Origin of the sequence: uncultured Chitinophaga sp. (assembly GCF_937898475.1) — a bacterium.
GTDB lineage: Bacteria > Bacteroidota > Bacteroidia > Chitinophagales > Chitinophagaceae > Chitinophaga.
This window is the reverse complement of sequence record NZ_CALEJS010000011.1, coordinates 232,349-246,492: the sequence shown is the minus strand read 5'-3', so window position 1 is coordinate 246,492 and position 14,144 is coordinate 232,349. Positions and strand designations below refer to the sequence as shown.

The 14,144-nt window shown below is 49.8% G+C and carries 10 protein-coding genes and 1 tRNA gene; 6 read left to right on the top strand and 5 right to left on the bottom strand.

The genetic code is table 11. The annotated features are described in order from the left end of the window. Window positions 1-5: 5 nt before the first annotated feature. The 3 genes from Q0577_RS02675 to Q0577_RS02665 are packed head-to-tail and all read left to right on the top strand — an operon-like array spanning window position 6 to window position 6,215. A complete protein-coding gene (locus Q0577_RS02675; RefSeq protein ID WP_298732534.1) occupies window positions 6-1,712 on the top strand; it encodes a RagB/SusD family nutrient uptake outer membrane protein in 1,707 nt (568 codons plus the stop codon). 23 nt (window positions 1,713-1,735) lie between these two features. After that, window positions 1,736-4,804 carry a TonB-dependent receptor gene (locus Q0577_RS02670; protein ID WP_298732532.1) on the top strand — a complete coding sequence of 1,023 codons (3,069 nt, stop codon included), beginning with the start codon at window positions 1,736-1,738 and terminating at the stop codon, window positions 4,802-4,804. Between the two features lie 7 nt (window positions 4,805-4,811). Further along, window positions 4,812-6,215 carry a DUF5005 domain-containing protein gene (locus Q0577_RS02665; protein ID WP_298732531.1) on the top strand — a complete coding sequence of 468 codons (1,404 nt, stop codon included), beginning with the start codon at window positions 4,812-4,814 and terminating at the stop codon, window positions 6,213-6,215. Window positions 6,216-6,741: 526 nt separating this feature from the next. Here the strand turns inward: Q0577_RS02665 and Q0577_RS02660 are convergent. After that, entirely contained in the window at window positions 6,742-7,236 is a 495-nt protein-coding gene (locus Q0577_RS02660; RefSeq protein WP_298732530.1) for a PaaI family thioesterase, read from the bottom strand. Window positions 7,237-7,565: 329 nt separating this feature from the next. Between Q0577_RS02660 and Q0577_RS02655 the strand changes: the two genes are divergently transcribed. Next, entirely contained in the window at window positions 7,566-7,799 is a 234-nt protein-coding gene (locus tag Q0577_RS02655) for a hypothetical protein (RefSeq protein ID WP_298732529.1), read from the top strand. Between the two features lie 76 nt (window positions 7,800-7,875). Here Q0577_RS02655 and Q0577_RS02650 read toward each other — a convergent pair whose 3' ends face one another. Next, window positions 7,876-8,796: an AraC family transcriptional regulator gene (locus tag Q0577_RS02650; RefSeq protein ID WP_298732527.1), complete on the bottom strand. Its 921-nt coding sequence runs from the start codon at window positions 8,794-8,796 to the stop codon at window positions 7,876-7,878. Window positions 8,797-8,850: 54 nt separating this feature from the next. After that, window positions 8,851-9,690, bottom strand: coding sequence for an SDR family NAD(P)-dependent oxidoreductase (locus Q0577_RS02645; protein WP_298732525.1), 840 nt, complete (start codon window positions 9,688-9,690; stop codon window positions 8,851-8,853). Window positions 9,691-9,894: 204 nt separating this feature from the next. On the opposite strand from Q0577_RS02645, the gene Q0577_RS02640 reads away from it, so the two are divergent. Beyond that, on the top strand, window positions 9,895-11,478 hold the full coding sequence (locus Q0577_RS02640; RefSeq protein WP_298732524.1) for a DHA2 family efflux MFS transporter permease subunit: 1,584 nt from the start codon (window positions 9,895-9,897) through the stop codon (window positions 11,476-11,478). Window positions 11,479-11,559: 81 nt separating this feature from the next. On the opposite strand, the gene Q0577_RS02635 is transcribed toward Q0577_RS02640, so the two are convergent. Beyond that, a tRNA-Leu gene (locus Q0577_RS02635) sits at window positions 11,560-11,646 on the bottom strand. 60 nt (window positions 11,647-11,706) lie between these two features. Next, a complete protein-coding gene (locus Q0577_RS02630) occupies window positions 11,707-12,855 on the bottom strand; it encodes an ATP-binding protein (RefSeq protein WP_298732523.1) in 1,149 nt (382 codons plus the stop codon). A 168-nt stretch (window positions 12,856-13,023) separates the two neighbouring features. On the opposite strand from Q0577_RS02630, the gene Q0577_RS02625 reads away from it, so the two are divergent. After that, entirely contained in the window at window positions 13,024-14,049 is a 1,026-nt protein-coding gene (locus tag Q0577_RS02625) for a glycosyltransferase family 2 protein (RefSeq protein ID WP_298732522.1), read from the top strand. Window positions 14,050-14,144 lie beyond the last annotated feature (95 nt).

The following is a 14,144-nucleotide window of genomic DNA, read 5'->3' as shown; positions in this document are numbered from 1 at the left end:
GCACAATGAAGCAATCCCGCATGATGATCCTCCTGGCTGGCTGCCTTATTTTCCTGGTTGCCTGCAGAAAGGACTACGAAGCCATCCCACTTGAAAAAGTGACGATAGAATATGTATTTGACAAAGATGATTCACTGGGTACCTATGCCAATAAATTCCTGAACAGTATTTACTCAAAGCTACCCGAGGGCTATAACCGCGTTGGCGGCGATCTGCTGGATGCCGCATCAGACGATGCGATCTCGGGCCTCAGTGGTACGTCCGCCGTATCGCAGCTGGCTACAGGGGCATTTACCTCTTATGCTACCATTGCGGATGAAACGCCCTGGGGCAATGCCTATGCAGCGATCAGGGCCGCCAGCATTTTTGTTTCCAATATTGATGTATCACCGGTGAAGGAGAAACTGCCAAACGGCAGTTCTATCCGGTATGCCTGGAAAGCAGAAGCGCGGTTTATACGTGCCCTGTTCTACTTTGAACTGCTGAAGCGTTACGGCGGTATACCGCTGATGGGCGATAAGGTAAGAGAGCTGGGCGATGATGTGCAGGTACCGCGTAGTTCCTTTGCCGATTGTGTGCAATATATCGTAGGGGAATGTGATGCTATCAAGGACAGCCTGCGTCCTAATCCTGTAGTAGCGCCGGAGCTTAACAGTCATCGTGTTACCAGGGGCGCAGCCCTGGCATTAAAAGCACGTGTACTATTATACGCCGCCAGCCCGCTTTTCAATGGTCAGAACATTGAAGCCGGTAATGTGCTTACAGGGTATACCAGCTATGACAAAGAACGCTGGAAACTGGCAGCAGACGCTGCGCGCGAGCTGATCAGCGAAAATACGTTTGCATTGCTGCCTGATTTTAAACACATCTTTACCACGCAGAACAACAGCGAAGTGATCTTCTTCAGGCAGGGAAGCAATAATACCACGATTGAAACCACCAACGGGCCGATCGGTTTTGCGCAGGTGGCCCGCGGCCGTACCAATCCAACACAGGAACTGATAGACGCTTTTCCTACTGATGCAGGCCTGCCTATCACGGATCCTTTATCGGGCTATAATTCAAATGATCCCTATGCACACCGCGATCCGCGCCTGGCCATGAGCGTATTGTATAACGGCGCACGCTGGCTGAATACGGAGATACAGACTTTCCAGGGCGGACAGCATATTGCCAGCGGAGCAGAACCGGGTACCAAAACAGCGTACTACATGCGCAAATTCATGGGTGATTTTGAGAACGCAGTTCAATACAGCAATGTCAGCCGCGACTGGATCATGTTCCGTTATGCGGAAGTGCTGCTGAATTTTGCGGAAGCAGAAAACGAGTACAGCGGGCCTACGGCGGCCGTGTACCAGGTGCTGAAAGATCTGCGCGCCCGCGCAGGCGTTGCCGCGGGGGATAATGGCATGTATGGCCTTAAAGAAGGTATGAGCACTGCAGAGATGCGCAATACGATCCGTAATGAACGAAGGATAGAACTGGCATTTGAAGAGCACCGGTTCTGGGACATCCGCCGCTGGAAAATTGCGGAACAGGTATATGGAAGGCCCCTGCATGGCATGAATATCCTGAAAGAAGGAGCCGCATTCAGTTACAGCATCGGGGAAGTATTCAAACCCGTGTTTGCTGCGCCCAGGATGTATCTCTATCCCATCCCTTATGATGAAGTGGTGAAGAATGATAACATACGTCAGAACCCCGGATGGTAAGCCTTATTCCTTACAAGAAATCAATGAAGAAGATGAAAAATGCTATACTGTTTTTGTTGCTGGTTGTTGCGCCCATATTGTTAATGGCCCAGCAGAAAACTATCACCGGTACGGTGAAGGATCTGAACGGGGTGCTGCCTGGCGCCGCCATTTCAGAGAAAGGCATGCCTGCCAATGGCGTGATCGCCGATTCAGACGGAAGGTTCAGATTAACCTTAAAAGGTCGCTCCAATACGGTGCTGGTGAAGCTGATCGGTTTTACGGGGCAGGAGATCGACGTCAGCGGTCAAACAGCTGTTGATGTGGTGCTGCAGCCTTCTACACAGGGTTTGGATGAAGTGGTGGTTGTGGGTTTTAACCAGGCCAGGCGTATCACCAATACAGGGGCGGTCAGCGCCATTACCGGTTCTGAGATCAGGAATGTCCCCACCGCCAATGTACAGAATACCCTGATGGGTAAGCTGCCGGGTTTTGTATCGCAGCAGCGTTCGGGTCAGCCCGGAAGAGATGCGTCTGATTTCTTCATCCGTGGGGTCAGCTCGCTGAACAGCGCGGGAAACCGGCCGCTCATCATTGTGGACGATATTGAGTATTCTTATGACCAGCTGCAGCAGATCAATGTGAATGAGATAGAAAGCATATCTATCCTGAAAGATGCATCTACTACGGCCATATATGGTATCAAAGGCGCCAACGGCGTATTGGTGGTTACCACGCGCCGCGGAAAAAGCGGTCGGCCACAGGTAAACCTGCGCCTGGAATCCGGGCAGCAGTCACCTGTAAAAACGCCGAAGTTCCTGGATGCTTACAATACCGCCCTGCTGGTGAATGAGGCATATAAGAATGATGGCTTAGCGCCCATGTTCACTGCGGCAGACCTGGAGCTTTTTCAAAACGGGCAGGATCCCTATGGTCATCCCAACATCAACTGGTATGATGCCATCTTCAAGCAGCATGCTTACCAGGCCAATACCAATATTGATATTTCCGGTGGAACAGAAGCGGTGAAGTACTTTATATCCGGCGGCTTTCTTACACAGAACGGCCTGGTGAAAGACTTTTCAGATCCGAGGAATGAGGTGAATACCAATTACTTTTTCCGCCGCTATAATGTGCGTTCCAATTTTGATATGCGCGCCAGTAAAACGCTGACCTTGCGGGTAGACCTGACGGCCCGTTTTGGCGACATCAACCAGCCTCATGCATCCAACGTGGTATCAGAAGTATATAATTTCGAAAAGATACATCCTTATTCTGCGCCGATGATGAACCCCAATGGCAGCTATGCTTTTGCGGCAGATACCAAGGATAAGCTGCCCACGATCAACGCAAGGCTGGCGAACGGCGGTTATAATCGCAGCAAGCGGACAGATTTTAACGTGTTGGTAGGCGCTACACAGCAACTGGATTTTATGACCAAGGGATTATCTTTTACGGCGCGCGTGGCTTATGCAGGGGTTGAGCAGTATTCGAGAAATCTTTTCCGCCCGGAGAATCCGCCGTCCTTTCACTATAATCCCGTTGACCAGTCTTATATCCTGGACCCCCGTGGCAATTACCGCCTGCAGGCATACCGCGTAACCGGCACTACTGATCTTTACAGCCGCAATGTAAACACGCAGGCCTTCCTGAGTTATGATCGTACTTTTGGACATCATGCGCTGAATGGCCTGGCCTTGTACAACCGGCAGAGCTATGCTTTCAAATCAGATATACCGGCTAATTTCAGGGGCTTCTCTTTCAAGGCTGGGTATAACTACAAGCAGAAATACCTGCTGGATATCAACGGCGCTTTGAACGGTTCTGACCGTTTCCAGGCAAAGAGGAGAAACGGCTTTTTCCCTGCTGTGGGAGTGGGCTGGAGCATATCGCAGGAGCCCTTCTTCAGGGATCGCATAAAATCTGTAAGCCTGCTGAAACTGCGTGCTTCCTATGGCGTGGTAGGATCGGATGTTACCGAGGGTAACCGCTACCTGTACCGCCAGGAATATAATTATGGCAACAACTATTCTTTTGGCGAGAACCATACCGATCAAAACACCATCTATGAAGGAGAGCTGGGCAACCTGGACGTAACATGGGAAAAGGCAAGGAAAGCAGATGTGGGCATTGATGTAAACCTTTTCAATGACCGGCTTTCATTTACGGTGGATTATTTCCATGATGTGCGCTATGATCAGCTGGTACGTAAAGGATCTGTACCCGATATGCTTGGCATTGGCTTCAGTCCGACGAATGTGGCCAAGACCAGTAACAAAGGATTTGACGGGCAGATCAACTACCGCACCAGCATCCACCAGGTGAATATCAACACAAGCCTGGTATTCCAGCACTTCAGGAACAAAGTGCTGTTCAAAGATGAGGCGCAGCCTGCTTATCCATGGCTGCGTGAAACAGGTTTGCCCATTGAGCAGCCTTTCGGTTACACCTTTATCGGTTACTACACACCGGAGGATATAGCGAAGATACAGGCGAATGCCCATGATAAACCAGCTACACCGCTCAGTGAGTATCCCATTCAGGCCGGTGATCTTAAATACAAAGATATCAATGGCGATGGCGTGATCGACAATAACGACCGTGGCCCTATCGGGCGGCCTAACCTGGCAAATACGGTGCTGGGCCTTAACCTGGGAGGCAATTATAAGGGCTTCAGTATTAACCTGCTTTTCCAGGGCGCCTTCGGGTACAGCTTCAGCGTGGTGGGCACCGGTATAGAAACTTTCCAGAGCCAGTTTCAGCCCATCCACCAGGAGAGGTGGACACCTGAGAATGGTGCCAGTGCAGCATTTCCGCGCCTTACCAGCAACCCGACCACGGTTAACAGCGCCCGTACCTATATGTCGGATTTCTGGCTGATAGATGCGCGGTACGTGCGCCTGAAAACAATAGATGTGGGCTACCAGCTGCCCAGCCGCTGGCTGCCGAAGCGGCTGAACAATGCACGTCTTTACCTGAGCGCATATAATCTCTTAACCTGGACCAATTACGATAAATACCAGCAGGATCCTGAAGTAGCGAGCAACAGCGCAGGCGATGCCTATATTAACCAGCGCGTGGTGAACCTGGGTATCCAGATTGGTTTTAAATAAAAACAGCATGATGAGTAAAGTAATATTACTGGTGGCCACCAGCTTATTTTCTTCCTGTGTAAAGAACCCGCTGGAAGGCTACAAAAGCCAGGAGCGGGCCATTGTGTCTTTCCGCTTACCTGAAGGACAGATAGGCGAAGCCGAGATCGTGAATGGTACAGATTCTGCCACGGTTACCGTATGGGTGGAAGATGAGCTGGATCTGCAGGCTATCAGCCCGGTAGTGACGGTTTCCAAAGGCGCTGAAGTACTACCTGCGCCTGGTGTAAAAGTAGATTTTTCGGCTAATGGCAACCGTTATACGTATAAGGTGACTGCCGCCGCGGGAATCACCAAACTGTGGTATGTGCACCTAAGAAAGCAAAGTGAGCTGCCCGCGGCGCCGCGCCTGCAGCTGTTGCCCAATAACGGCAGGTGGGACCCGCGGGTGATGGTATACAGTGACCTGGACTACAATGATTACCTTACCCGCTACCAGGACTGGAATGGAGGCGATGGCTGCTATACTGCGATGTTGCCGGACGGGCGTTTGCTCTGGTCTTTCCAGGACAGCTTTTTCGGACAGGTGAGCGCCGACAGGAACCGAACCAATAACGTGATGCGCCGTAACGCAGCTCATTTGCAGCAGGATACCTCTTTACAAAGTTTTATTTCACTGAACCCCGGATCGGGCAACCAGCGTGAAACCTGGATAAAGTATGGGGATGCGCCTGAAGACCAGGATTGGTACTGGCCCGGCGCGGGGCAGGTGCATAATGGCCAGTTCCAGATGTTATTGAGCCATGTGAAAAAAAACGGGGACGGCATGTGGGGCTTTGCGCATGTGAGCACAGATCTTGCCGTGTTTGACCTGCCTTCCATGCGGCTCAATCATATTGTGAGGGACAAGGACACTAACAGCAATTATAGTGCGGGCAGCATGCGTGCTCCGGATGGATACACGTATATGTACAGTACAGAGAACGGGTTCCTGACCTCGTTTATGTATGTAGCGCGCGTGGCAGGGCATGATCTCACCGGCAATTGGGAGTATTACGGACCGGACGGATGGAGCACTACTTCTGTGAAGCATAACGTGTGCAATGATATAACGCAGCCGAACGTATTTTATAAAGACGGCAAGTACTACCTGGTATCGCAGCAGATACTTTTCGGGCTGGATATTTATATACAGGAGTCCGGTACCCCGGTAGGCCCCTGGACCAACAAGCGCACATTGTATCATATACCGGACCGTTACAGTGGTGATATTATCAGCTACAATGCATTTGTGCATCATGCGCTGAGCAGGGAGGGGGAGCTGGTGATATCATACAATATCAATCCCACGGATTTTAACAGCAACTTCAACATGCCTGGCAGTGCAGACAGGTACAGGCCGTATTTTGTGCGGATATTTAACTGGAAGTAAGCGGGGCATTGTTTGGTATGGAATGAAAGAGATGCCAATACCAGGTTAACGATGATCGGAAAGATCTACAGCCCCGCTGCCCGCCTGTACCATCCAGGCCACGAGGTAAGCGGAGCAGATGCCATCAATGCCAGTATAACACCACATTAAAAAGTCTTCCGGGTAATTTTGTATTCACCAGACTGAAGCCGGTGGTTATAAACAACGACCTGGGCAGACTGATTTGGGGAGCCGGACCAGAAGGCCAGCCGCCTGTTGCAACAGGGATGGATATTGCCTGTTTTGAAAATGGAAAAATAGCATCACTCTATGTCTTTCTTGACACCTGAGCGGTGCTTTGTGTTGTATGAATCCGTTAGATCAGATGGCGGTGGCCGCCGTTTATTACCAGTTCTGAACCGGTAGTAAAGGTGGATTCGCCGGAGGCCAGGTACAGTACGCCATAAGATTTTAAATATTTATGTCAATAAAAATGGCAGCTCCCGGGCGGAAGCTGCCATGGTAAATGTGATGGTTTTATGTGTGTTTAAGCTGTCAGGATCATGCAGGTGGAAACACCGTGGGCGTACAAGATGCCGTTTTCACTTCTAAGGTCTCCTTCCACTAAGGCAGTACTTCTGCCCGCATGAATGAGGCGTCCTTCAGCGATCATTTTCCCGCTTTTGATGGTCACGCCTTTGATGAAATTTACTTTCAATTCTAACGTGGTGTATGCCACACCTTGTGGTAACGTTGAGTGTACGGCGCATCCCATTACGGTATCCAGCACGGTACAGATTACGCCGCCGTGAACGGTGCCAATCGGGTTATAATGAAATTCCTGTGGTATGAACTCAAACCTGACTTTGCCCTGCTCTGCGCTCAACGGTGTAAAGTCTAACGTGCTGGCAATAGGCGGGTATGGAATTTCTTTATTCAGTGTTGCATTCAGGAAGTCGATGCCTGCCAGTGTTTTGGCTTTTTCGGCAGTTTCCAGGGGATTGGCCCAGTCGTGCGTTCTTATTCTGTTTGTTGCAGCCATAATCAGCATTTTATCTTACATGGTTAACCAGTTGCTATAAAGGTATGTAAAATACCGATCGGTATATTAATTACCGGAAAAAATATTCTTCCTGATATCCGGAGGGATGCTTAGCGCTATGCCCCGGGTGGCTATGTGGTTTTGCTGTTCCCGTCAATGTAATTTTCTTTGAAACAGTATGGTTGATCGCTTTAAAGATTATCTGAAAGCCAACGCTGGGGCTGGATAGTACGGGGATCGACTATGTCAGTTCCCTGGCCGTTTCCCGTCGTTTAAAGAAGAACGAGGCGTATCTCTCCGGACGCTGGACCGCAGCTCATGTTCAGGATGTGGCAGTGCTTTACCGCCTTGTACTGGAAAGCAACAAACCGGGCAGGTATCATGCAGTTGCTGAAGAAGGTATTTCCTTAAAAGAGATAACAGCGGCCATTGGCAGGGGATTGAACATTCCTGTTGTGAGTCAGACAGAGGAAGCGGCTAAAAGTCATTTTGGACCGCTGGCCATGTTTATGCGCTTTGATATGTCTGCATCAAGTGAACAGACAGGGCAACAGCCGAGATAGCAACCCAGCGGGCCGGGACTGCTTGAAGACCTTGGGCAGGTGAAATATTTTTAGCCGCCGTATAGGGCTGGTCTCATCACCTGAACGACTTCCTGAACTCCAATGGCGAGAGATTGGTTTTTGTTTTAAACAGTTTACTGAATGATTGGGAATGCTCAAATCCCAGTTCATATGCCACTTCGCTTACGGACAGGCTGGTGGTAGAAAGCTTTTCCTTTGCTTTTTCTATCAGCTTGTCGTGAATATGTTGCTGGGCGCTTTGCCCGGTTAATGAGCGAAGCATATCACTCAGGTAACTGGCAGAGACGTTCAGGTTTGTTGCCAGGTAGGCTACGGTGGGGATGCCTCCTCTTAAGGACTTTTCATCCTGGAAATAATCCTCCAGTATTTCCTCGAACTTTTGCAGGAGGTCGTTGCTGGCGGCTTTGCGGGTAATGAATTGGCGCTTATAGAAGCGGTTGGCGTAGTTAAGTAATAGTTCGATCTGTGAGATCATTACATCCTGGCTGAAATCGTCTATCCTGCTGTTCAACTCTGATTCCATAAAACTAAAGATGGACAGTATGATGTTCTTTTCCTCTTCGGAAAGGTGCAGGGTTTCTTTGATGGAGTAGGAGAAAAAGCCGTACTGCCTGATCTTTTTAGCCAGTGGATAACCCAGGAAGAAGTCGGGGTGAATCAGTAATGAGTACTGCGAACAGGCGGTGTCATTATCCGGGTTACCACCGATGATCTGTCCGGGAGCTGCAAACAGCAGGCCTCCTGCATCAAAATCATAGTAACCTTGTCCGTACTTTAGCCGTCCGCCCAGCACAGGTTTATAGGAAATTTTATAAAAGCCCAATACGTGACGCTGCGCGATCCTGTCTGGTTCGGCCTTAACATGTACGCCGTTAATGATACTGATTAAGGGATGCCGCGGCATTGGCATATCAAAAAAACGGTGCGCATCTGAAAGCGACTCAAACCGGTGCAGATGATTATCTTCTGTTTTCATTGTAAAATATTTATAGATAGCCGGTTGTCAACAGACAACCGGCTATCAGTGATATTACATAGGCTCACCTTGAGCCGAGCTGGATACGGCATCCCATGCTTCCCAGATTTTTATCCGTTCCGCATAGGCGGCTTTTGTTGACGGCAGGTTATGACTGCCCAGGTTGAAGCGGAGTGGCGGGTTTTCCGCATCCACCATTTTAAAAAGCGCCTGGGGAGTAGCTGCCGGATCTCCGCGTTTCAGGTTTCGGAGGCCGCCGATGAATTCGTTTTTGAAGTCGGTGTAAACCTCTAAACCCGGTGCAAATTTAAGCGATTCCGGGCTGCCAAACTCTGTTGCGTAAGCGCCGGGCTCAATGATGGTTACTTTAATGCCAAATTGTTGAACTTCTGCGGCGAGGCTTTCATGGATGGCTTCGAAGGCCCATTTCGAAGAGCAATAATAACCAATTACCGGCGCTGTAATATGGCCAAGGTTGCTGGAAGTTCCTAAGATGTGACCATAACCCTGCTGGCGGAGCAGTGGCAGCGCTGCCTGTATAACGGCAACGGGCCCAAGAATATTTGTTTCATACAGTGACCTGATGTCGTCTGCCTTTGCCTCTTCAATGGTGCCGATCAATGAATAGCCTGCATTGTTCAGTACAATATCAAGCCTGCCAAAATGCTCATGAGCCTGTGTAACTGCCTGTTTCACCTGGTCTGCATTGGTTACATCCAGTTGCAGGGTTAACACATTGTCGCCATATTTCTTCTTCAGATCGGCAATGCTGTCAATGTTCCGTGCGGTAGCGGCTACTTTGTCCCCCCTTTCTAAGGCGGCTTCTGTCCAGATGCGTCCAAAACCGCGAGATGTGCCGGTGATGAACCATACTTTGTTATTTCCCTGTGTCATAATGTTTTGATTTTAGTACAAAGGTCATATGTCCGGCTGTAACACCTGTAGCCTGATTGTGGATTTTTGTAGGCGGATTGCGGTTGTAACCCGGCGGGCAGTTTTTTTAGAAAAAGCCACCTGATTTAACTTAAGTGAAAAAACAGGGCCGTTGCATGCCGCAAATTTGTATCGACAATAAGATGATCAACTTTAATTAAAGGTATGGAAACGTCGATAGATTCCCTTGTGGAGTATGGTCCGCGCAGGATCATAATAACGGTAACAGCGGTGATATGCGCGATGCTTGAGCTGATAGACACGACGATCGTGAATGTGGCACTAAACGATCTCCGCGGTAACCTGGGTGCTACGGTTAATGAGATCAGCTGGGTCATTACCGCCTATTCGCTGGGTAATGTTATTATTGTGCCGATGACGAGCTGGCTTTCCCAGCAGTTTGGCAGGCGTAACTATTTTGCCGTCTCCATCATTGTTTTTACGCTTTGTTCGTTCCTGTGTGGTAATGCAACGGGTATCTGGGAGATGATCATTTTCAGGTTTATCCAGGGGCTGGGCGGCGGCGCTTTACTGGTTACGTCTCAAACGATCATTACGGAAAGCTGGCCTTTGGAGAAGCGGGCGGTTGCACAGGGTATCTATACGCTGGGATTGCTGGTGGGGCCTACCATCGGGCCAACATTGGGAGGGTACCTGATCGATAACTATTCCTGGCCCCTGATCTTTGATATCAATATCCCGTTTGGCATCCTGTCAACCGTACTGGCTATCCAGTTCATTAAAAGTCCGAGGTATGAGCAGAAACGACCGGCAAACCAGGTAGACTGGCTGGGCATCATACTGCTCACGGTGGGCGTTTCTTCCCTGCAGTATGTGCTGGAGAAAGGACAGGAAGATGATTGGTACAGCAGCAATACCATCATCATACTTACCGTAACAGCGGTATTGGGTATCTTTTTCTTTATCTGGCGGGAGTTAACTTACCGCTACCCGGTTGTGGAATTGCGGGTGCTTAAAAATACCAACCTGCGTGTTGGCGTGATCCTGACCTTTTTGATCGGCTTTGGCTTATTCGGTACAACTTTCGTACTTCCGCTGTTCACCCAAAGCTTGTTAGGCTGGACGGCCCTGCAATCGGGCTTATTGATGCTGCCGGCAACCATATTTGTAGCAGTCGTAGTAGCGGCTGTATCACAGCTGGTGCAGCGCGGTGTATCATCAAAATACCTGATCATTATCGGGATGATCGTTTTCTTTATTTACGGGGACTGGTCATACCATCTGCTCACGCCGGAAACCGGAAGTGATAATTTATACTGGTCGCTTTTCGTGAGAGGTTTGTCGCTGGGACTACTATATGTTCCGGTAACAGCCATGTCCGTATCTACGCTTCATGGTAAAGAGATTGCGCAGGGCGCAGCGCTTACAGGTATGTTACGCCAGTTGGGCGGCGCATTTGGAGTTGCCATCATATCAACGTTTATATCAAGGCAGTCACAACTGCACAGGATCACACTTGTCAGCCATTTGAACGCAGATGACCCGGTGGTACAGGAAAGGCTTAGCCAGTTGTCGCGCCGGTTCCTGATGCAGGGCTATAACCTTCAAAGCGCCAGGAGGGCTGCCTACGGTGTACTGGAGAACACGGTGCAAAGGCAATCGACCTTGTTGTCTTACATGGATGTGTTTCTATGGGTAGGTGTTTTGTTCCTGTTGTGTGTTCCCTTTGTGCTGATCTTTGTGAAGCAGGCGCGGAGTAAAGGATCGCTGGCGGAGGCGATGCATTAGGGAGGCTTACGCTTTGAGTTCATCCAGATAAACAGTTTGTCCAAATAAAAAAAGGCTCTATAATCAGAGCCTTTTTTATCGTGGTGCGGAGGAAGAGATTCGAACTCTCAAGCCCTTTCAGGCACTACCACCTCAAAGTAGCGCGTCTACCAATTTCGCCACCTCCGCTGGTCCGGGGTGCAAAAATAGAATGTTTTTCAAAATGTACAAATTTATTATGCATTCCGGCTATTTTCTTAACAGGATCCTGAAGGTGGTTCCTTTGGTCAGCTCCGATGACTTAACGTATAAACGGCCCTTGTGATAGTCCTCAATAATACGCTTGGCCAGTGAAAGGCCCAGTCCCCAGCCCCTTTTCTTGGTACTGAAGCCGGGTTTGAACACTTTTTCGTAATAAGCTTTGGGAATACCTTTCCCTGTGTCGGCAATATCTACAATGATATCTGCCGGGTGGCTTTCTATATGGATATCGATGGCGCCTTTACCTTCCATGGCGTCGAGGGCGTTTTTTAGCAGGTTCTCCACCACCCAGTCGAACAGGGGAGGGGAGATCATAGCCGGGATGTCTGTATCCCGGGTGTGAACGGTGAACTGCACCTTCTGGGGGGCTCTTTTCCGGATATAGGTCACCATGTGCTGGATCTGTTCCACAAGGTTCTTCTCTTCCAGTTTGGGTACGCTGCCGATCTTGGAGAAGCGGTCGGTGATCAGTTTCAGGCGGTCTACGTCCTTACGCAGTTCTGTCACCATGTTGGTATTATCCGGGTTTTCCTTCAGGATCTCCAGCCAGGCTTCTATGGAGGAGAGCGGCGTGCCAAGCTGGTGGGCGGTTTCCTTGGCCAGTCCTACCCATACCAGGTTCTGGGTGGCCCGGTTTGTAGAGGAGAGGGCAAACAGCACCACGCCAATGAAGAGGGTCACCACCAGCAGCTGGATGTAGGGGTAATACCGCACCTGTTTCAGGATGAGGGAGTCCCCATAGTATATATAATTATAGATTTTCTGCTCGGCATCTACCTCCATGATAAAGGGCGGATGCTTCTTCTTGAAGATGTTCAGCTGTTCCTGCAGGTATTTGGGATGGCTGGCAATTTTAGCGGTATCCAGGTTGCGGCTGTCGATGATCTGCCCAAATTCATTGGTCAGGATCAGGGGGATGGTGGTGTTGGTGGTCACGATCTCTACCGCCAGGTTCAGGTTGGCATCCGGGGAGGCTTGCAACAGTTCGCGGTTAGCTTCCACCCATGTGGCCACTTTCTTGGTCTCTTCTTCCTGTATACGCTGGGACAAACTGCTCACAAACCAGATGGTGGCTACAATGATGACCACCGCCATGGAAACCAGTACAAACTTCCAGCCTATGTATTGTTTAAACATTTACGCCTAAGTTAATATTTTAAGTTCATAGTCTATGACCGGTGCGATTTGAGGCGATGGCCCCTGCCCCATGGCACGGTTCCTGCTTTGTGGCAAGGGGGCGACTAAGGACTTTTACTTTATATTTGCTTTCGCAAAAATATTTATCACGCATAAACGAAATATCTTTTGTCGGTATTGCCATCGGTAGCTGTCGTTATTTTGAACTGGAATGGAAAAAGTTTCCTGGAAAAGTTCCTGCCTTCGGTATGCAAGTCTACTTATGGTAATTTACAGCTATATGTGGCGGATAATGCATCTACAGACGATAGTGTAGCTTTTACAGCATCACATTTCCCGGAGATAAAGATCATCCGAAACCCTTCCAACAATGGTTTTGCGGGCGGGTATAATGAGGCCCTGCAGCATGTGCAGGCGGATATTTATGTACTGCTGAACCAGGACGTGGAGGTAGAGCCCGGCTGGATAGAGCCTGTGGTGGCCATGATGGAGCGGCAGCCGGATATTGTGGCCTGTCAGCCCAAGCTGCGGGCTTACGCCAACCCGGATGAGTTTGAGTATGCGGGTGCTGCCGGCGGCTGGATGGATATCCTGGGATATACCTTTTGCAGGGGGCGCATCCTGTATACCACAGAGAAAGATAACGGCCAGTATGACGATGCCCAGGATATTTTCTGGGCGACCGGTGCGGCGCTCTTCATCCGTTCCAGATGTTTTCATGAAGTAGGAGGCTTTGATGCCGACTTCTTTGCACATATGGAGGAAGTAGACCTCTGTTGGCGCCTGCAGCGGGCGGGTTACCGCATTGCCTACTGCCCGGGTTCCCGGGTGTATCATGTGGGCGGAGGCAGCCTGCCGCAGGGTAATCCACGCAAATTATACCTCAACTTCCGGAACAACCTGATGATGTTATGGAAGAACCTGCACCCGGCAGACCGCTGGATCATCCTGGCGCAGCGCCTGTTCCTGGACATACTGGCAGCGGTAAAGAGCCTGGTGGCCGGCAAACCGAGGGACATGGCGGCTATCTTCCGGGCCTATCGTGATTATATGCGCTGGAAGCAACGCTACAAACCCGCCAGCGACCAGTTGCCGCGGAAGAAACTGCTGCAGATGAAAGGGGTGTTCCATGGTATCATGATCTGGCGTTACTACTTCCTGGGCCGAAAAAAATTCTCAGAACTGGAGCGCTGAAACCTGCTGAGCGCCTAAAGCTGAACGTTTAACGCATAAAACAATAGCATTCAGCATTAAGCACACCGCTATCAGCTTTTTATAAATATTGCTTT